Origin of the sequence: Lysinibacillus sp. FSL K6-4013 (assembly GCF_038630435.1) — a bacterium.
GTDB classification, from domain to species: Bacteria; Bacillota; Bacilli; order Bacillales_A; family Planococcaceae; genus Lysinibacillus; species Lysinibacillus boronitolerans.
Map to the genome: position 1 here is coordinate 2,603,380 of NZ_CP152031.1, position 20,053 is coordinate 2,623,432.

Sequence of the window (20,053 nt, forward strand, 5' to 3'; positions counted from 1 at the left end):
TCTCCTATTTTGCCTCAACAGCAATTTCTTTATATTTGGCATCCCAAGCAGGGTCAATCTTACTTAAAGATACCGGTCGCAATGTATCCTTATGCGCAAGAATATGTACGGATTGAGCTGTGGCTGCTACCGTGCCATCCTCATGTAAAATTTCATAGCCATACGTAGTTCGTAAACGATCATGCTTTTCTACCCAAGTGCGCACCGTCGCCACTTGTCCATAATGCATGGCTGCTTTATACGAAATCGATAAATCCATCACTGGCGATACATAGCCATCTTTTTCTAACGCAGCATATTCAAAGCCCGCATCACTTACAAGCTGGGTACGCCCAATTTCCATCCAAATGATGTAGTTCGCATGGTACACCACGCCCATTTGGTCGGTCTCTGCGTACCGTATTTCAATCTGTTTCTCACTTACAAACATTTTCTTCACCTCGTCCTACATTATAGCGTAAAAGTATTGATTTGGTGGGGTTTTTGCTCTAAGGAAATTGGAACGGTGAAAAATAGAGCGTTGCTTTTCTTGATATTTAAAATAAATATTGATTTTTCTAATATAAATTTTTATTCCATATAAACTCATATAAACACTTTTAAATGGGGTACCACTTTATGAAAAATTAAATAAATATGCACGAGCAGTGACAATACAGCACCTACAAAAACACCTTGTACTCATTTGAGCGCCTGGCTATTAATTTATTGCTTCTGGAACTTTATCGAAATCGAAACCTTTAAACAATACTATTCTTAAAGAACCTGATGCTGTTTTTTCTAAATATTGAACCTTGTATTTTAATCTCAGCTCCAACTACATCATATCGCGTTCTTCCTTAGTTTCAATCTGTTTAGAGCGTCCTGTCCAGGAGGGCCATGTTCACCTTTCTCACCTTTTTGAACAAACATTGCCCAATCAGCATTTGAAAGCACAGGTAATGAAGGGGGTCTAACTCCTTTATTGTCACGTAAAGCCATATAACCGTTACCTTCTAAAGTAACAAAGTTGTTCTTTTTGTACTGTGTTTCGCTGTTCCACTCTTTAAATTTACTAACTCTGTTACATTTAGTAAAACTATATTAGTTGTATTAGTGGCTGTCTGTGCTGCTTGATTTGTATTACCTGTAGCTACATTTGCATCTTGTGTAGCTTTTACAACATCAATCTTTAACTGCGACAAGTTTGAAGCCTCTTGATTGGCGTTATCTGCTGCCTCTTGCGCTTACACTGCTTTTTCATTAGCATAGTTAGCCTTTTCATCAGCAAGTAAAGCACTAGCTTTCGCTAATTCTGTGGCTGTATAGCTACGCTGTAGCTTCTTCCGTAGCTGTTTTAGCAGTCCTTGCATCTTGTGCGGCTGTTAATGCTTGTTGAATGGAATCATTTAGGCGCTCTAGTAGTTCCCCGATATTTTCACCAGTCAGCATATCAATTTGTTGCTGAAGGTTATAAATCTTTTCAAGCATTTCCTCTCTCAAGTTATCGGTCAAACCATTAGCTTCACCGATCAAGGCTTCTAACAGCCCGAAATTATAGTTCAAATCGTCTCGATGTCCTGTATCAAAGTAGATAAAGCTTGATGAACTAGCTTTTCTCGTGCGGCTTCTTTTTGAGACTGCTCAAATTGTGCTTTTAAATTGCGTAACTGTTTTGATTCTCAGATTCAGGTGGATAGCGTTTAGCAATCTCATCTTCTAATTTCTTTGGAAGGGTTTTAGTTTCATAGGTTTTAATAGCATCAGTTACTCTAGTATCAGCGATTGACTGTAGCCATTTCTTACCCTCATCATTGTCATTTAGAAATGATTGAACTGATTCAAGTGTCAACGCAGCCCCTTGACCGTCTCCGCCTGATGCTGGCTCCGGTGTAGGTTCAGGCGTTGACTCTGGATTAGGATCTCCTTCTCCAGCAAGCATTTGAATATCTATAGGTATTAACGTTTTAAGATTGAATGGATTTTGATTCATAATTTCCTCCTTGCCCAATTTAGTTATTCGTAAGAATCCTTAAACTGTTCGAAAGTGTATTTGTTCTCGTTCTTTATAACGTCTGCGAGAATAAAGACAAAAATAAAAAGCCATTCAAAATGAATGACTTGTGTAGATTTTATAATTATGAGAACAAGTCTAAAAAACATGCTTGAAAAAACAATTTCCAAAATATGCTCTAATATCCGTAGAAGTTGAAACCAAAGCTACACTAAAGTACCTCTATTTTTAGTATTCATTAGAAACTAGATACATATTTGTCAAAGTAATATTCAAATATCTTATAAGTGACTTGTGCTTCACTGATATTTACCTTAAGAAGATTTTCAACGTCTATTACCTGAATTTCTTCGATATTTTTACTGTATTTAGAATTTTCATAAGCATTAAGCTGGTCATAAAAAAATTCACAATGGATTGAACAATGATAACCGTCACTATACCCTCCAGCATTAATAAGAAAACTTGCCCAAGATATTTGACGGTGCCTATATTTCAAAAATAAACAAGCCAAATAGAAATCATTTAATTCAGGAAATTTTTCAAAGGGTTCAGAATATGCAAATTCATTTACAATTCTTACTGCATTGTTTTGAAATTTTGTTAATGAAAGTTCTATAATCCAGTAAGGAGGACTTTCAGATTTATCTATAATATCATCACAAAATAAGGAATAATGCTTATATGATATTAAGCCAGAATCAATCATCTCCCCTATTTTCCAAGCAAGAGATTTGTTCAAATTAATTTGCAACATTATCCCTCCTTTATTTTTTAAATTATGTGCTAAAAAAACTCACTACCGTTGCTTAATTAAACTGCTCTATTAGTTTCAGTGCATTTCTTTATCAAATGGAGTTTGATTCTAGAAATATGGGCCCTTTTAATCCTCTAAATACGAAATAGGATATGGAGAGTATACTACTGTATCTCCATCTTCATCTCGCTTTAAAATTATGATAAAATCTGCCCCATTACTATCATCCCCTCTAGGTATTGGAGTAATCAATGGAGGGCACCTTAATTCATTATATTTTTCTAATGTCCCTTTAAAGTTATTAAGAGCAAACGTGACACGTTTATCTATAAGAGCAAATAATTTATCTACTCCACCTGTTTGCAAATCAAAATAGTCAGGGTTCTTCTCTCTTTTTTCAATTAATTTCTCCTTGTATTCATTAACTGTTAAAAAACAAAACTCCCAATCAAGTGGAAGAAGCCCTCCACCTAACCAATAAATATTCACCATTTATACCTCCTCACCAATAATTTTAGTAGCCTTTAAAACCACCTATCAATTTTAACATAATTATCCAACGATGAAATCACCTATAATAAAACACGAAGGTTATCTAAATAACTCAAACTTCACCATTAAACTGTTTTCTCCAACCTTCGTAACTCACGAATGGTATCACAACGCTAGGGGGCTTAATCTGTTTGTATGCTTTGTTAAAAGCTTGTTTGTATGTCAAACCTAAATCAGGAAGAGAATAATTTGGAACCATATACTACAATTTCCACTCTCAAAACCACACCAAATTCTGCCCTATATAGCCAGTGCGCTTATTGCCGTAAAAACGCCCCCACTTTCCCAATCCAAGGCATTGAGTACCCGTCTAACATCCAGTTCAGTACATATAGTTCTCTGTCTCCAGTAACCTTATCTAGAAGCTTCTGAACCTCTAATAGCTTTTTCTCATATTCTGCAACACGCTTTATGTTCTTAGATCGTCTAATAGCTTCCTGCATATTTGGATCTCCTACACCGCCTGCTGCCTTTGGTAATGTAGCTTTAATCCCATACTGTGCCGTTTTTGCCCCTATAACCATTTCTGATCGTATTTCTTTGATGGCGTTAACCATCCAGTGGTAGTCTGTAATCATTGAAGCATCGTTAGTGTTCTTTCTTTTAATATAGGTTTGCCCTCCTAAGTTGGGGTATAATGCTAATGACTAAGCCATCAGAGGGCATAAATTAATTCGAGCTGTAGCGTGTGATGACGCTGCGGCTTTTTCTTTTACTTATTATTGAACAGTTTTTTCAGTCACCATCGGCATTAAATGTATATGTACAATTCATTTGAGAAAGATTCATTAAATCCATTGATTTAATGAATCCGTTTGCGAATGGATGAAATAAAAGTTAATACAATATTTCATCAAATTGGGGTACTTTTTGAGGTTCGCTTTTACTGTGACCCCTCCCTTCTCTTATATATCAACGTTTTACTCTTTTTTCTAACAAGGTAAAAATTTGTTGCAAATGATTAAAACCAGGTGCTCATTAGAGTGCCTGGTTTTTGGTTTATTGCTTTAGAAACTTTATCAAAATCAAAACCTTTAAACGTTACAATTCTTAAAGAACCTGAAGCTGTTTTTACTAAATATTGAACGGTGCAGTACAGTCTAGGTTCCAACCATGTCATATCACTTTAATACCTTTATATAAAGACTCTTATTTCGAATACTCAACCAACCATTTGAATGCCAGTTCGTAATTATCGAAAAATTCAACAGACTCTTTTGTGTTGGATTGCTTTAAATGGTTCATTATCTCTCCTTTTTCAAGAAGAAACGCAATTGCTTTGCTGTGTTTTAGCAATGTTTTATTAAAGAACTTATCTTTCCATTCTTTTTGAATAGAAAAATGATCTGGGATGTATCCTTTCCTATCTACCAACAATTTGTATTCTCTACCTTCAGAAATAAACTGCTGACATATCTTTTCAAAATCATTAAACCAATCATTAACGTCTTCCATTTTTATTTGACCTATCAGGTGAGTAACGATTATATCTCCTGAAACTTCGGTGTTGACATTTTTTACTATCAACTTAGAATCATCTCCCTCAGTTTCTATTATGCATTAAAACCATCTAAACTCAACATTATACCGCCTGCCGTTTACTTGCACTTCATAAAACCATATTCGATTTAGACAATAAAAAATAACGCTAAGCTTCTGACTCCTTGCCCAATTTAGTTATCCGTAAGTTTGCGAGAAAAAAGACAAAAAAAGCCACTCAAAATGAATGGCTCAATCACAAGCTTAGTATACATTTGTTAGTGGCACTACGATTTATTGTAATCGCTCTAAATCCTGATATTCTTTCATATAAGGACCATCTTCTGCAACGAATGAATGATACAATGCCTTTACTGCGAAATTTTTTTCTAAACCCATTTCAGATTTTAGCTTTTTTAATTCATCATGCAATGTTCGATGTTCATTGATAAGCTTTAGCATAATTGTCTTATTATATTTCATTACATCCGTCCTTTTTGTTTACAACATGAAAGCTATAATACACTATTTTCACTTATAATCGCAAGAACAGCCTTGAAAGAAGCAACAGATGATCGTGTATATCCGGTCTTACTACACCTCACCACTAAATTTTTTCTTCACTCCTCGTAACCCCTAAAAGGCAATGTAACACTTGGTGGCTTAACCTTCTTGTACGCTTTGGTAAAAGCTCCCCTGTAAGTTAGCCCTAAAACTAGACATGTGAGCATCATTACGACCAATTCCTTTTGGTAGGTATCGTCCATGTAGTTTTTCATTTGCACACTGAGTTATGACAAAAGTTTTTAAGTGCACACTTTATTGTTCAGTAAACTTACACAGTTTAATAAAAAGCGATTAAGAACATATTTATTATAAAAACCAAAGGAAAGAAAAAATGATCCTACATCTACTTTTGGCCTTTCTAATTCCTTGGATTATAGGTATACTGCACCTCTATAAGAGAGATAAAATGTTACTCTTTTTATTTGCTCCATATTTTAGTGTTACTGCTTATATAGTAAATACCATAGGTTTTTATTTTGATTTTTGGGAAGTACTACCTTTCCCTAATCAGAAACATATAGCTACATTACCTTTTGATTTTGGGATATACCCAGTCTTGGGATGTTACTTAATCTACTTCATAAAAAAATTAAACAGAGCTTATACTGTTATCTTTTTTATGTCGTTGTTCACTACTTTTTTAGAAATGATTTTCTTTTATTTCGGACGAGTAATTTACAAAAACGGTTGGAATGTCTACCTTACGTTTTTCTCGTACCTGTTCCCTTATCTATTTTTGTACTGGTATTATAAATTTTTTAAAAAAATAAATATAAAAATATAAGCTGTAACGTGTGATGACGCTACGGCTTTTTTTATTTACTGTGTAATTTTCTCATATTGTACAGTATTTAAATCTCTACATTGTTAGCATTTTCTATATTACCCCCACGATCTATGTAATTTGACCACTTCGGATAATAAATTTTAAATAACTCATTGCCAATGTCAGACAAATTTGATTTGCGAATTACTAAATCCTCTTTTATAGACCCATCCTCTTTAAAAGGATCCATATTTATTAAACTATTATCTTTTAAAAAAGTCATAAGGACTTTTGTTAGTTCCATCACCTGTAGTTGATAACTTCTTGATTTACTTCTCTTAAGTAAGTTGAATAATTAAATCTTAATATATCCATTACAATCCCTCCACCATTAATAATAATGGGAGAGAAAATTAAATCCAACAATAAATTCCACTGTCAAAACCATATCAAACTCTGCCCTCTCAACTCATAGTGTTTTGGCTGTTGGATGTAGTTTTCAAAGCAAAAAAAGCCTACATCCTAAGATGAAAGCTTTGATATTGTGGTAAATTGTCGAGAGCTCACTTGCGGCTCGTGGTAACGTGACACCACATTATTTTGTAACGAATTGTGTTCAAGTTTTATCGTGCATTTCCGTGCACTTTGTTGAATGTAGTAAGATTCCTAAGCCAACCTTAAAATGACAATAGACGCGCTGATAACTAGAATGTCAGGAATAACTAAATTTAATAAAGCTGTTGGGTTTGGATGAATATTTCTCAATGTAAGAACATCCGATGAATTTAAAGTCGTTATTACTTGACCATTTTCCAAGTTACCAGAATTGTCTCCATAATTGGAACCGGCTATTTGGTTGTCGCCATTGAAAAGCGCAAATGCATTAGGGCCACCTGTAACAAACACCTCGTAGGTAATAAGATAAATACCCGTTTGATTTATAATGATAGGTGCTGTTCCTGGTACATGTGTGACAAACCCAGCAGGAGTAATATTGCCATTTGTATTGAAAGTAACTGAACCATTATTCGGGATACCTGGTTGAGCAGTTGTATCATAAATATAAGCAACCCCTGGAAGCCCCGTACCTACAGGTTGTTGTGGTACCTGTACTCCTTGATGGACATTTTTGTTATTACAACTTTCTTCACAATCATCATGAATTCTGCTAATTCTTATATTAGTTGGTTCCTTTTCACTTCTATTGAAATTGTCGAAACCCATTTTATCATCCTCCTTGTTTATTACATTATTCAATGAAGGGACAAATGAAATAGACAAATTGACTAAACCTGTATGTATTAATTCGCTTTTATTAAAAAAGACCACTATTGAACTGCACCCCAATTGTTAGACACACACAACAATTGGAGGTGCAGTTTTTCTATGGTTAAATATTCTTACGAATTAAAATTACAGGCAGTACTTGCCTATTTAGATGGTAAAGAATCAATGCGAGCAATTGCCAAGCGTTTCAATATAAGCAAAACGCCTTTATTAAATTGGATAGCTCTATACAAAGAAAATGGCGTACAAGGATTAATTCCAAACTATACAAACTATGATATTCAATTTAAAATGGACGTACTAAATTATATGAGCGAATTTGGGGCGTCCCTTACACAGACAGCAGCAGTCTATAATATTCCTTCTCCTTCTACCATACATCAATGGCAAAGGCAGGTTGACTTTTCTGGTGTTGACGCCCTCCTTCCGAAGAAAAAGGGGCGTCCATCCATGAAAAAAGAATTAAACAAACAACCAAAACAAGCACCGGTAGAAGGCTCTACTGAAGCACTTCAAGCACGTATTAAACAGTTAGAAATGGAAAACGAGTATTTAAAAAAGTTGAACGCCTTAGTTCAAAACAAGGAAAAATCACCACGAAAGACAAAGTAAAAATCATTTGTGAATTAAGGCATAAATATTCAGTGAAGGCACTTGTGGCATTGGCAGACATTCCAAGAAGTACATTCTATGACATCGCAAAGAAAATAGATTTACCTGATTCAGATGCCGATCTCAAAAACGAGATCAAAGCAATTTTTGTAGAACACGAAGGTCGTTATGGCTACCGTCGTATTCGTGATGAACTAGCGAATCGTGGGCAAAAAGTGAATCATAAGAAAGTTCAACGCATTATGAAAGAGCTAGGTTTAAAGTGTATTGTACGTATGAAAAAATACAAATCCTATAAAGGTAAAGTCGGTAAAATTGCGCCAAATATTTTAGATCGAAACTTTACATCGGAGGCACCTAATGAAAAATGGGTAACGGATATTACAGAGTTTAAATTATTTGGTGAAAAGCTTTATTTATCGCCTGTTTTAGATTTATTTAATGGTGAAATCATTACCTATACAATTGGCTTTAGACCAACGTACTCTCTTGTTTCAGAAATGTTAGAGAAGGCCTTAGAACATCTACCTGAGGACTACCAGCTAATGATGCATTCAGATCAAGGGTGGCATTATCAAATGAAGCAATATCGTCATACCCTTCAATCAAGAGGTATTGTGCAAAGTATGTCTCGTAAAGGAAACTGTTACGACAACTCGGTGATGGAGAATTTCTTCGGGATTATGAAATCAGAATTCCTTTATCTAAAAGAATTTGAAAGTGTCGAGCATTTCAAAAAAGAATTAGAAAATTATATTGATTATTACAATAACAAACGGATGAAGGCAAAATTAAAAATGAGTCCGGTACAATACCGAACTCATTTTACTCAAGCTGCCTAATGAAATAACCGTGTCTAACTTTTAGGGGTCACTTCATATATGAAGTGATCTTTTTAACAAAGAAATGCTTTATTATTTACATCTAAAGCATTTATTTGTAACTATTGCGCCCATTTGTGGAATATTGTTTATAAGGTTAAAGCAATATATCGATTTTCGTTTGATTAATTTTGAATCCCACATTTAATCCTCTAAATAATCAAATTTTCTCGCGTGTTCTACTTCCTGAATGGAAACTTGACGTGTTAGCTCATCTGTTTCGGAGATATGGTATGAATCCCATTCGTCATTAACGGCAATTTCTTCTGGGTCTTCATATAATTCATCATAATCTTCAAAATCCCCTTCAAAATCGGAAGGTGTTTCGGAAGTTCCATATTTCGCTACAACCTGAAACACATCTTCATAATCATGAATATCATCCTTGTCATCTCGGCCAGCAAAAGAATTGTCAACTGGAGGAAGCATCACTTGCTCTTCAACCGGTCGATCTGTTGGAACGTCTTTTGCAGTATGTTCAATACAAAAAGAGGTATAAGGCAGTGCCACCAAGCGATCATATGGGATATCTTGTTGACAAACATCACATACACCATAGGTACCATCCTCAATCTTTTGTAAGGCGGTATTTACTTTTGCTAACTCATCATTGTCATGGACTTTTAACGCCATATCTTTTTCACGTTCATATAATTCGGTACCTAGATCTGCTGGATGATTATCGATTGTTGATAATTCATCAACAGAATCCCGTAAACTACCTCGTTCTAAATATTCATCATCTGTATCCATTCTTCGTTGAAGCGAGTGTTTTTGCTCAATTAACATATTTTTCAACTTTGATATCTTCTTCTCATTTAGAATAGTCACCACGTCCTTTTCATTATTATGAACGAATTTGATTGAATTATTTGTTTTAAAGGATAAGTTTAAAGACAAAAAAGAAAAGAACAAAATTTAATTAAAATCCACTATACTCTTTAATAAATATCCCAAATATAGAGAGCTATATGAATAAGAACATATTTATATCCGCATGTTTTAGATTGTCCTAAAAATTATTGCCTTCGAATAAAATGCAATTACATTGACCGCGTGTGTTTGATTTCTTTTTGTCTCTTTCATTTAGAAACACCTTCCCTTTGTCGTTTATGTACAAAATAAAAACGACTGAACATTTTAAGTTCAATCGTTTCTCATTTCAGAATCTTTTCTTTTTCTATCTTCACGTGCAATTGTACATTTGCAAAACTAAAAGCATTATTTTATGATTTAGTTCTAATAACAAAACGAGGTTCATAATCACTAATTACTTCAAAAATACCATCATTGTAACAATAAATATGATGCTCAACGTTAGGAATTTCTTTACTGCCCAACCAAGGTAATTGATCAAACCATTCAATATAATCTGAATTGCTCATTTTGTAAAACCATTCAGCAGATTCATCGAAAGATGACTCTCGTTCAATTGCATCATCGACGAGTGGCACTAGATCAGATCGAGGGATTTCTCCAGCATATCTAAAAGACCAAACATAATCTTGAATTTGAGACATTCTATCATAAATGATATCAACCTCAGAACCTTTTATATCAATTAATGTTAGACATAAACCCAAATCAGTGTAATTGAATTTAGCATTTACTATTTGAGCCCTTACTAAACTGGTTATTGGTTGCCAAATATGAAGTCTTCGGCTACACATATAATCACCTCTCTGCTTCCCTCAAAAGTATACGATTTCAGAAAAAAATTTATTCTCTGTATTATTCATACCTTATTTTATCTGTGAAAGTACCATTAGGATAACTAAGTGTAGTTTGTTTTGTTGATGTTGAGGTATACATAGCAACGGTTTTACCATCACTCGTTTTTGTTTTCGTTGTAGGACTTTGAATTACTGTTGTTCCTGGCATTCTATTAAAATGCTCAATTGCTCTAGCTGTCCCACCCGAAGTTACGTAATTATTAATTTTGTTTGTCGTATTTGTCAATGTTGCTAATCCGCGAATTACTTCCCACATTTGTGTTCCACTACAATAAGGTGTGATTTCAACACTTAATGTATCAAGCAAGTTGTGTGGTTCTGTATTATTGATAATTGCAGACTCTGCCATAAAATCTATCTCAGAATCTATCTCTGGATTTACTTCAGGATTTACTTCTGAATCCACCTCTATGCTCATTATTCCACATAGAGCTGGTGATGCGCTTGCTTCATTTTGTAGACCCGATAAAACTAGGATAAAGATGAGTAGAGTTCCAAAAGCTTTTATTAATCGATTCAAATTAAACACCCATTTTTCACAAATTTAACCAACTATACCAGCAAAACCTAAAAATTACAAATAATTTGATAATATATATTAATGGTATTTTTATTTACAAAGTATAACTTTTATGTTATACAAATTAAAATATGAAAAGAATGCACCCCATCTCCATATTAGGCTTATGTTATCCCACTCATGTTGAATGAAGGTTTACTTTTCCTTAAATCTAAGTATCGACCCAACGTTACTAACCACAATGTAAACTCAATCGTTTATCTAATGATTGAGTGTATCGCAAGCTTTTAGAGTCATACCAGCCCAGTGGCACTAGTTATTTTCCTCATATTGTTCAGCTTCCTAAGATAGCTCCACTATTAGGTGTTCTACTAAGGTTCTATGTCATGAAAAATAGGTTAACCTTCTATTACATATTTCACATTACTTACTAATCCAACCCACACTTTTCTTTAATTTATAGAAATGATTAATAAGACTAGAGAGTATACAGAATGCTACATACAATGAAAATATAATCTGCAGATTATACAAATTCTGTTTATTTGGAGGTGAAATAAATGCCTTTAACTACTGGCCCAATTGAAAATACAGGAAATCAACCAGCTAATGCAGCTAGTGTTCGTGTCAAAATTCTCAACCTTACGGGAGGTTTATTAACTGGCGTAGTAAGAGTTTTTAGACTAGATGGGTCAAGACAATTATTATCAACTACTCCTTTTGCCGCTATTGCTAATGGATCTACTTTTGTAACGCCTGGTGTAGTTGGAGCTCAATATGAAGTTGAAATTGTTCCAAATCAAAATGGTGGAATATATAGCGTTTATGGACGAACAGCTTCAGGTGTAATTATTGCTGCCCAACGGTTTGTGAACTCAGAACTAACACCGATTCTTTAGACTTTAATGTTAAGATTATAAAAGCCCTGTACACTGTTATAGGGCTTTCCATATTCATTCATTTACCTCCAGCTTCTCTCCCCCTTACAGCACATTTTCTTTTTGACATGAACTTCAAATTGTCCAGTTAATCCCCGTGCATATCCGAAAATCTATCTCACTCCTACTCTATTCCTCCTGTACCACCTGGATTTGAATTACAACGAAAATGTATTTTTACAGTCGATAATTTATATTTTGTGAGTTATATTATTATCATTATATTTAAAGTAATGTTCAGTAAAGTTTCTTTGTTTTTATGACACTCACAAATAGGTTAACTAAATATTTGATTTATGTTAACCTATATACATACCATTATTTGGAGGTGTGTTTTTTGACTGACAAAAATAAAATATTACTTAATTCGGTTGGTGGTTTGGCTTTATTTACTTTAGGAGGGTATAGAATCTTTACTAACAATTTAGAAGCTATGTCCATACTAGTAGCGTATATTTTCTTTATTTGTGGATTTATAGGCTTTGTTTTTAATGTAGTAAAGTTGTCAAAAACTCCACGTACTTAGCATTGCTTCGTTGCAATGCTTTTTTCGTTTGCCATAGTCATTTATTCTTTCATCTGCACAAAAGTATTGATTTGGTGAGTTTTGCTCTAAGGAAATTGGAACGTTGAAAAATAGAGGGATGCTTTTCTTGATCGTTAAAATAAATAATGATTTTTCTAATATGCTATTCATTACTATCTAAACTTCTATAACTGAAAATGGAGAGACATTAAAGATTTCAGGGTTCGTTATTTTAATTATCGGTTTAAAATTTTTTATTTCCTAATATGGGCTTTATAAAAAGTAAAAAATAACCAAGTACTCATATGAACACTTGGTTATTTTTATATGATTATTTTCAATGTTATAGGTAAACCCAGCACCAAATCCAATATAGACTAGTGCTGGATTGTTTTTTAGATACTACTTAAACTCAATTTCCTCTGCCGAAGCCCCTTTAGTATACGTAATGGTCGCTCCATCAGGTAAATTTCGAATTTCTTTCACATTTTTTCCTTCGATAATAATTTCACCAATTTTCGTACCTTTGAAGTCAATAATTGCATTTCCCTTTTTGGGACTAATCGTTACTGTTTTGTCTGCAAATCCTTCACCATGGAATTCCGCATATTCACTAAATACCGCAATTCCATTTTTAATATTCGTATTTTTCCCTAACGTTAGCGAAATACTTGGACGATTCATTATTAATTTACCTGTTTTGTAGTTATCATAGTTGTATACATTTTCAGGTATGATTGGTGTTGGGATTTCCACATTCCCTGCCTTCAAATCAATTTGAACTAATACTGGGTCATGATCTGATGCACGGCCTTGTGCTTCTGTAAAGTTCGCATTTATATGAATCAAGTCAATTTCTGTAACGTCAGCAAGATGATTCGAAACTAAAATATGATCCAACACTTGATTGTTTCCTTGGAAGAAGTACGTAAAACGATCTTGCTCTGGGGCTTTATCTACCATATTCGTTAAAATATCACCCTTTAACGTTTCAAGCGCTGGTGTGAATTCAAAGTCATTCATGTCCCCTGCTACAATGATATTTAAATCTGGATTAATGGCAAGTCCTTCATCGATAAAATCATTGATGGCTTGAGCAAGTTGAATACGTTTCTTAACTGATTCTAGCACTGGTGGCTGAGTTGGTCCCCAAAGTGAACCATCCCCACCTTTAGAATTTAGGTGAGCTCCGATAATCACTACACGTTCATTCTGGAATTCAAATTCCGCTGCAATTGGTTTTCGTGTATCTACAAATTTTGATGGATCAACAAAGCCAGGATTTAAAGTAAGGTTTCCAGCTGCTGTCCATGTATTTTTTTGATCACCCATCCCCTTTATACCTGACACTAATGAAACGCGCTCCGGGTTATATAGGTAGCCTACACGAATATTACCACCAGGTGCACCACCTACTGTATTGTTAATTGGCATGACATCAATCCAATCATAAGCAGGCCCACCCGCAGCTTTAATTGCATGAATTAATCGCAGATAGCTTTCCGATGCATCCGCATTTCCTGAATCAGTTTGCCCATCATTATCTTGAACTTCGACCAATGTAATAATATCTGGTGATTTCATATTATTCACAAATGTCGCTGCAATTCTGGCTACTTTTTCGTTTGATGTATTGGCAGGATTATTTGAAAAGTTTTCGATATTATAGGAAGCGACATTTAACTTGTCCGCTACTGGTTCAAGATGCGTCACTTCTTGCTGAAGATTCGCTTTTGTCACCTCTGGGAAGACTTTATTTGTGTTCAGTCGATAGCCATCTGTAAAATTTTCTACAAATCCGATAAGGGCTTCATTAAAACGATCACCTGAATCATAATTTTTCCCAGCTACCCCTTCAAGCATAATTTTTTCTGGGTTATAATCATCGGCCGCTATATTTAAACCACCATTCACATTGAATGTATTATTTGTTGTGCTCGGTACAACAATTGGAGAATCATTATTATAAATCGGTCCAATGACTCGCGCATCTGGGAATGATACCAGCATATACTCGATGGATTCCCAAAAATCGATGCCATCTTCTTGTGGGTCAAAAATCGCAAAGCCATCATTATCGATAATTTTATTTGGCGGGAACAGATCCTTCCCTATCACAAGGGCTTCTGGAATTCCTGCTGTACCTGTTTTTGTAATATTGGCTGCTGAAATTTGTGTATCTGTCAATCGAGAGTTGCCACCCGCCTCTATTACATTTCCTGATACTTTAATAAGGTCCCCTACAGCTACATTATGTCCTGTCTTATTTACTTTGATAGCAGTTGATTTTACGCCATCAAACGACGACTCATTTTCTTGCATAATAAAGCTTGTTGAATTTATAACGAATGTTACAATGCCCTCTACATCACTTACTGTTAAATCGACATATGGTGATTTATGGCTTGCTCCTTGAATATCGCTAATCTTGGCATTTTTAGTATCAATAATTTCATAAACAAATGTAGCAATCGCACTGTTTGTTAAACCTTCTTTGACCGCAATCGCTTTCAGCGTCATTGGTTTATTAACAAGGATTTCCTCTGTATACTTTGCACTAGCTGTTGTTGGTGTTGAGCCATCCACTGTGTAATAAATCGTTGCGCCTTCAGTCATTGTTGAAAGGGAAACTTTCGTGCCAGCTGTTACGCCCCCGACGTGAGAAGCTTTGATATCCTGCACCTTTGTTACATCCTCAATAATGCGAAGTGGGAGCAGTTGATGGTTTGTATATTGACCCACAATCCCTGTAATTTCCCCATACGTTTTTCCACTCACTAAACCTGAGTCTCGTGTTTTATCGTAAATAGCAAAAGTTCCTACTTCGTCAGTTCCTGTAAAGTTTTGACCCGAACCAGTAATGGCAACATTTTTAATTGTAACGAGTCTCGATTCATTGTCTTCTGCAACCTCATTACTTTTAATAATGTGTGGCTCTGGTATTGTCGATGGAACAGGCATGCCAACAAGTGAAATATTCGTTAATTGCTTTAGACCACTATATTCAGCTACTTGACCTTGCACCGTCACCCGATCACCGACATTTGCGGCAAGACTATCCACAGGATAAATGGCTATCGCCGCACCATCATCTTGTATGTGCGCTGTAGCCGTTTCTAATTTCGCTGTCACGATCCCTGATACGATAACTGTTTGACCGATTTCTTTATTACGAGCTTCCGTAATGGATATAACGGTTGGCTCTTCTTTCACAGTATAATTAAAGGATGCAATGTGACTATCATCTAGGCCTGTTGCAGTTGCAAATGCTTTTATAGTCATTGCTTTATCTACAACAATACCCGCTGCTGCATCATACACCTCACTAGCTATTGACGGTTCAGAACCATCGATTGTGTAATAGATTGTTGCATTTGGTGTATCTGTAGATAATGTTACTTTTGTTCCTGCGTAAACTTCGCCTGCTGCTGGTAAAGCCTTAATATTCCCTACTTTAGTTGGCTCATAGTTTGATACTAATTGGAAGCTTTCCGCGCTTAACGTCTTTAATTGATATGTCCCATTAAAAATTGACGCAATCCCTGTCACTGTGATGACATCATTGTTATTGAATCCATCTGCTTCAAACTGAGAGAACTGATAGCCTGTACGATTATCATGGCGAATTAACAGCTCGTTATTTGCTGCATCGACTGCTTTAAATTCAAATGTACCATACGTACCAGATGGCGCTAAATCTTTAATCTTCACATTTTCAAGTGTAATTAATTCACCTTGTAAACTGTCATCAATCGGAAGAGTCACTGTTTGTGGTGCAGGTGCTGTCCCTGTAGAAAGTCGTTCAATTGTCGGAGAATTAAATTGAACTTCTCCACTATATAAACTAGTTTTCCCTGTGATTTTGACAATATCTCCGACAGCTAAGCTCCCTGCTTCTGCAGAACTAGAGAAGACATATACCCCTGCTGTCTCATCCTGTACATAGAAGGCCTTGCCTCCCCAGCTACCAGGTGTTGTCGTAACCGTCCCTTGAATTTGAACTGTGCGGTCAGTTCCAACAGCTGCACGAGCTTCGGCAATGGTTACTTCAGTCTCGGGAGGATTTGGTTCAGTTGTATCGTCCCTAACAAACTCCATTGAAGTTGGTGATTTTAGCCCTGCATGGTTACTAAAGTATTTTTCTAGTGAACCTGTTATTTTAACTTTTTTCCCAAGATTACTTGGATTAGTAAATAATCCGAAATTGGCTCTATAGGAGCTTGGTAATTGAATATACAGCATTTTCGTGACATCTGTTTCACCCGGTGTATCGGCAATGGCAATATTTGTGTCACTATCTGCTATCACAGAATAAGAAGTTTCACTTTTGGCAAACCCTACTATATATCCTTCTACAGTAACATTACTCTTAACTATGGTTGGATCAAATTGATTGACCGCTTCCCCCACTCCAATAGTTTCTGTTTCAGCCCTTACAACTGTGAAGTAAGGTGAAATCATCGAAATTACAAGTAAAAATGATAACGCTATTTTGGTAACGATCTTACATTCATATTTCTTCATTCGCTTAGCTCCTTATGATTTTAATCTAAAATAAATCTGTTCCTTAACTTGTTTTACATGGAAGTTATTATTCAATTACTGTACATCCTTTAAACTACAGCTTCAGATGTAATTGGTGCTACTACTACCGCTGAAGCTATTAATGCATATAAATACTTAGAGTAATCCCTCCTATTCATGTTTAATAAAGATAAATTCTCAATCCTATTAACAAAATTAATGGTAATTATCAAACAATCCCAAAATATTGTTTAACATAATAATTTTAACAGAAAAATAATAAATACTTTGTTATTTAATGTGAATATTCTAAATTCTATGTAAAATAGTACATATTTATCTTTTACAATAGTCATGAGAATAGTAGTTTTCTCATAAATTCTCGTATGAACAAAAGCGCTAATGTACCAGCTCAGCTCTGGCAGACAAAGAAACCCTTCACTACTTTTGTACAGAAACATTGAAATGGTCGAGGAGATATAATTACTTAGACGTGGTCAGCTCGTTGAAAGATTGTTTCTTGACTCATTCCTAACCATCTCTCCTTTCCCCAATAATTAATCATTCGTATGAAGCATCGAGATACAATAGCCTATCATTGCTGTCATAGTGCATAAAAAAAGCCCTCCATTAGTGGAAGGCTAAAGTAAATCCGTTTGTTTTGTATAGTAAAGAACATCCATTCTTTTAAAGGTTCATCTTCTTCCATTTACGAATTTTGGTTCTGAAGTTTGTAAATGGAGCGACTGAGTTAATATGCACCCATTTCCAAACAGGCCAATTCGCTTGTGTTTTTGCCCATCGTCTTTGATCAACTTCAAATAATTCCTTTTCTGAAAGGGTTTTTAACCACTCACATAAATGATTGACAGCTTCATTAAGCATTGATTGTTGTTCCTTTAAAGAGTACTCTCCATATTGTTTATAAAAAGAATTGTACAATCCACTTAGATTATTCCACTTATAGCCCTCTGCAGGCGTATGTACTTCTTCTCCATGTTGTTCTTTTTGCTCCCACTGAAGCAAAAGATTTATCCAACCAAGTTGATAAGAAAGATTTTCAGACGGCGTTTTATCAACCTCTTTAATCCGTTTGTTTTTCACGTTTTCTGGTATATCTTTAAATTCTGCAATATATTTTTTATACTTTTCGTTAATCGTACTAATCAGTTCTTCTTTGTTGGCATACTGTCTCACGCTATTTCCCTCCCTTCCATCTATTTCATAATTTTAGCAAAAGTAAATGATTTCCTTCTATAAATAACGATTTACAATTGCTAAAAAAATAATTTTCCAAAATTGATAGCGTCGAACCTTTCGGTGGATGTATAAGCATCCATAATTTACACACACTAACCTTGAGTGTATTACCCATATTGAATGAAACAGGGGTTTTACGGTCTTCATTTCTTACTGTTTGATGATTAAAAATAGAGGTGCTTAATATGACTACATTCGGAAAATGCTTATATATTTCATTCTTTATTATCATATTTTTATTTACAACTATTTGGAATTATATTAAAAATGGGCATTGGGCTTTACTAGAAAATTTATTCTTTGCCTTTTGGGTAGCCAGTTTCTTATTCATGGCCTTGTTGCTTAGAAGTAAAAAAGATGAATCAGAAAAAGCTGAAAATAGAAGCTGATTTGCCTCTTTTTAGGAACTTTTCAATTGTTAAAACTCTCTCCTATATTTGCTGTAGCTCTAATAAGCTACAGCTTTTTTTGCACCAAATTCATCCGTACATTCCAACTTCAGAATGTTATACTATTTGAAAAATACTTTGGAAGGGAACGTGAATGATGGAGGCTAAAACCATTTTGTTAGATCAACTTTTAGCTAATGCAAATGACCGAAGTTGGTATATCTCATTTTCTGAAGTCGTAGAAGGGCTATCTGAAGCAGAAGCCTTTTGGAAACCTGATTCTTCTAGTCATAGTATGGCTGAAATTGTCCAGCATCTAATCTATTGGAATGAAATTTGGCAAATGCGGTATAGGGAAAATCAAGTAAAAGCCCCTTTTCAAGCGAATAATGCGAATACGTTTCTTGTTAAAGATGAAGTAACTTTCTTTGAATTAAAAGAAAAGTTATTACATATCCTGCTTAAGTGGCAAGAATTAATTGAGGAAGAGCAACTTTTATCTATCGTGAATGGGTTTCCTGTGAAAGCGGAGTGGTGGGCCATCATATCTAATGCCGCGACCCATAATGCCTATCATATTGGACAGCTTGCCTATTTACGTAAAATGGAAAAATAGACAATTATATGTTACACTCTTGAAATAGTACTACTTTTAATAGTCCTATTTTTGTTTGCTGCCGCTTATTTAACTCAAATAACACCAAAGGGAGATGCATGTGAGCCTAGAAGAAATTACACAGATCTATTCATTTTACTTCTTCACGACACCAATTTTAGTAAGATTAATTGTATTTAATTTTATTTTTAAAGCCCATAAACATACTATGGTTATTTTATTGGATACTATTGTTTTAGTATCAACCACTATTTGGCTAATATTGATTAGAGATGTCATTTTCCCTTTGCCTTCGTTAACTTTAAATGTATTTAGTGTACTTTACATCCTATTGATTATTGACATTTCTCTCAATTATTATCGCTTAAAAAGGAAGAGCTCCTTGAAGTGAAAAGCCAATTTATACATAGAAACAAGCTCTAAATAAAAGAAAAAAGCATCTTTTTCAAGATGCTTTGATCTTACTATTGGGGCAATTCTTCTGGTGTTTTCTCAAATTCAAGTATATGTCCATCAACTTTTGCTCTTTCTAGTTCCTCAATAAATTCTTCCTTACGTTCATCAAGTCTGGAGTCAAGTGTGTTTTTGTAACCCGGAAATAGATTATAATCTACTGGTTTCCCCATAAGTTCACCTCTTATTCTCAGCTTTTT

23 protein-coding genes are annotated in these 20,053 nt (G+C 34.8%); 6 read left to right on the forward strand and 17 right to left on the reverse strand.

Annotated elements, in window-relative coordinates:
• Positions 1 to 4: 4 nt before the first annotated feature.
• From MHB39_RS12895 to MHB39_RS12935, 9 genes are all read right to left on the reverse strand, one after another.
• Positions 5 to 430, reverse strand: coding sequence for a thioesterase family protein (locus MHB39_RS12895; RefSeq protein ID WP_004225136.1), 426 nt, complete (start codon positions 428 to 430; stop codon positions 5 to 7).
• Positions 431 to 995: 565 nt separating this feature from the next.
• Complete coding sequence (locus MHB39_RS12900) at positions 996 to 1,184, reverse strand: hypothetical protein (RefSeq protein WP_342543997.1); 189 nt, start codon at positions 1,182 to 1,184, stop codon at positions 996 to 998.
• Between the two features lie 124 nt (positions 1,185 to 1,308).
• Positions 1,309 to 1,545, reverse strand: coding sequence for a hypothetical protein (locus tag MHB39_RS12905; RefSeq protein ID WP_258859183.1), 237 nt, complete (start codon positions 1,543 to 1,545; stop codon positions 1,309 to 1,311).
• A 91-nt stretch (positions 1,546 to 1,636) separates the two neighbouring features.
• Positions 1,637 to 1,972: a hypothetical protein gene (locus tag MHB39_RS12910; protein WP_016994187.1), complete on the reverse strand. Its 336-nt coding sequence runs from the start codon at positions 1,970 to 1,972 to the stop codon at positions 1,637 to 1,639.
• Between the two features lie 259 nt (positions 1,973 to 2,231).
• Entirely contained in the window at positions 2,232 to 2,750 is a 519-nt protein-coding gene (locus MHB39_RS12915) for a hypothetical protein (protein ID WP_342543999.1), read from the reverse strand.
• A gap of 126 nt (positions 2,751 to 2,876) precedes the next feature.
• Positions 2,877 to 3,242, reverse strand: a complete 366-nt coding sequence (locus tag MHB39_RS12920) for a hypothetical protein (protein ID WP_016994189.1) — start codon at positions 3,240 to 3,242, stop codon at positions 2,877 to 2,879.
• A 317-nt stretch (positions 3,243 to 3,559) separates the two neighbouring features.
• Complete coding sequence (locus MHB39_RS12925) at positions 3,560 to 3,880, reverse strand: hypothetical protein (RefSeq protein ID WP_016994191.1); 321 nt, start codon at positions 3,878 to 3,880, stop codon at positions 3,560 to 3,562.
• A 571-nt stretch (positions 3,881 to 4,451) separates the two neighbouring features.
• Entirely contained in the window at positions 4,452 to 4,859 is a 408-nt protein-coding gene (locus MHB39_RS12930; RefSeq protein WP_342546911.1) for an STAS/SEC14 domain-containing protein, read from the reverse strand.
• A 216-nt stretch (positions 4,860 to 5,075) separates the two neighbouring features.
• On the reverse strand, positions 5,076 to 5,264 hold the full coding sequence (locus tag MHB39_RS12935; RefSeq protein WP_004225125.1) for a hypothetical protein: 189 nt from the start codon (positions 5,262 to 5,264) through the stop codon (positions 5,076 to 5,078).
• Positions 5,265 to 5,754: 490 nt separating this feature from the next.
• Between MHB39_RS12935 and MHB39_RS12940 the strand changes: the two genes are divergently transcribed.
• Complete coding sequence (locus tag MHB39_RS12940) at positions 5,755 to 6,132, forward strand: CBO0543 family protein (protein ID WP_333003787.1); 378 nt, start codon at positions 5,755 to 5,757, stop codon at positions 6,130 to 6,132.
• A 67-nt stretch (positions 6,133 to 6,199) separates the two neighbouring features.
• On the opposite strand, the gene MHB39_RS12945 is transcribed toward MHB39_RS12940, so the two are convergent.
• Positions 6,200 to 6,421: a hypothetical protein gene (locus MHB39_RS12945; protein ID WP_202949259.1), complete on the reverse strand. Its 222-nt coding sequence runs from the start codon at positions 6,419 to 6,421 to the stop codon at positions 6,200 to 6,202.
• A 359-nt stretch (positions 6,422 to 6,780) separates the two neighbouring features.
• Positions 6,781 to 7,338, reverse strand: coding sequence for a collagen-like protein (locus tag MHB39_RS12950; protein WP_342544003.1), 558 nt, complete (start codon positions 7,336 to 7,338; stop codon positions 6,781 to 6,783).
• 162 nt (positions 7,339 to 7,500) lie between these two features.
• Here MHB39_RS12950 and MHB39_RS12955 point away from each other — a divergent pair.
• Positions 7,501 to 8,855, forward strand: a protein-coding gene (locus MHB39_RS12955) for an IS3 family transposase (RefSeq protein WP_342544005.1) whose coding sequence is annotated in 2 segments (ribosomal slippage) — positions 7,501 to 7,954 and positions 7,954 to 8,855 — 1,356 coding nt in all. Because the reading frame shifts where the segments join, the coding sequence is not laid out codon by codon here.
• A 183-nt stretch (positions 8,856 to 9,038) separates the two neighbouring features.
• Here MHB39_RS12955 and MHB39_RS12960 read toward each other — a convergent pair.
• The 3 genes from MHB39_RS12960 to MHB39_RS12970 form a co-directional block, all read right to left on the reverse strand.
• Positions 9,039 to 9,719: a TraR/DksA C4-type zinc finger protein gene (locus tag MHB39_RS12960; protein ID WP_312125900.1), complete on the reverse strand. Its 681-nt coding sequence runs from the start codon at positions 9,717 to 9,719 to the stop codon at positions 9,039 to 9,041.
• 401 nt (positions 9,720 to 10,120) lie between these two features.
• Complete coding sequence (locus MHB39_RS12965; RefSeq protein ID WP_016994198.1) at positions 10,121 to 10,564, reverse strand: hypothetical protein; 444 nt, start codon at positions 10,562 to 10,564, stop codon at positions 10,121 to 10,123.
• 61 nt (positions 10,565 to 10,625) lie between these two features.
• Positions 10,626 to 11,147: a hypothetical protein gene (locus MHB39_RS12970; protein ID WP_342544007.1), complete on the reverse strand. Its 522-nt coding sequence runs from the start codon at positions 11,145 to 11,147 to the stop codon at positions 10,626 to 10,628.
• A gap of 560 nt (positions 11,148 to 11,707) precedes the next feature.
• On the opposite strand from MHB39_RS12970, the gene MHB39_RS12975 reads away from it, so the two are divergent.
• Both MHB39_RS12975 and MHB39_RS12980 read left to right on the forward strand, forming a co-directional pair.
• Entirely contained in the window at positions 11,708 to 12,046 is a 339-nt protein-coding gene (locus MHB39_RS12975) for a hypothetical protein (RefSeq protein WP_016994200.1), read from the forward strand.
• A gap of 367 nt (positions 12,047 to 12,413) precedes the next feature.
• A complete protein-coding gene (locus tag MHB39_RS12980; RefSeq protein ID WP_238542940.1) occupies positions 12,414 to 12,611 on the forward strand; it encodes a hypothetical protein in 198 nt (65 codons plus the stop codon).
• Between the two features lie 402 nt (positions 12,612 to 13,013).
• On the opposite strand, the gene MHB39_RS12985 is transcribed toward MHB39_RS12980, so the two are convergent.
• Together MHB39_RS12985 and MHB39_RS12990 are read right to left on the reverse strand one after the other, a co-directional pair.
• Positions 13,014 to 17,135, reverse strand: coding sequence for a chitobiase/beta-hexosaminidase C-terminal domain-containing protein (locus tag MHB39_RS12985; protein ID WP_342544008.1), 4,122 nt, complete (start codon positions 17,133 to 17,135; stop codon positions 13,014 to 13,016).
• Positions 17,136 to 17,822: 687 nt separating this feature from the next.
• Positions 17,823 to 18,332 (reverse strand): ClbS/DfsB family four-helix bundle protein, encoded by a 510-nt coding sequence (locus tag MHB39_RS12990; RefSeq protein WP_342544010.1) that lies wholly within the window; start codon positions 18,330 to 18,332, stop codon positions 17,823 to 17,825.
• Between the two features lie 248 nt (positions 18,333 to 18,580).
• Here MHB39_RS12990 and MHB39_RS12995 point away from each other — a divergent pair, with 248 nt between their 5' ends.
• Positions 18,581 to 18,784: a hypothetical protein gene (locus MHB39_RS12995; RefSeq protein ID WP_016994206.1), complete on the forward strand. Its 204-nt coding sequence runs from the start codon at positions 18,581 to 18,583 to the stop codon at positions 18,782 to 18,784.
• A 154-nt stretch (positions 18,785 to 18,938) separates the two neighbouring features.
• Entirely contained in the window at positions 18,939 to 19,400 is a 462-nt protein-coding gene (locus tag MHB39_RS13000; RefSeq protein ID WP_312125828.1) for a DinB family protein, read from the forward strand.
• Between the two features lie 464 nt (positions 19,401 to 19,864).
• Here MHB39_RS13000 and MHB39_RS13005 read toward each other — a convergent pair whose 3' ends face one another.
• Positions 19,865 to 20,026, reverse strand: coding sequence for a hypothetical protein (locus MHB39_RS13005; protein ID WP_016993949.1), 162 nt, complete (start codon positions 20,024 to 20,026; stop codon positions 19,865 to 19,867).
• Positions 20,027 to 20,053: the final 27 nt, after the last annotated feature.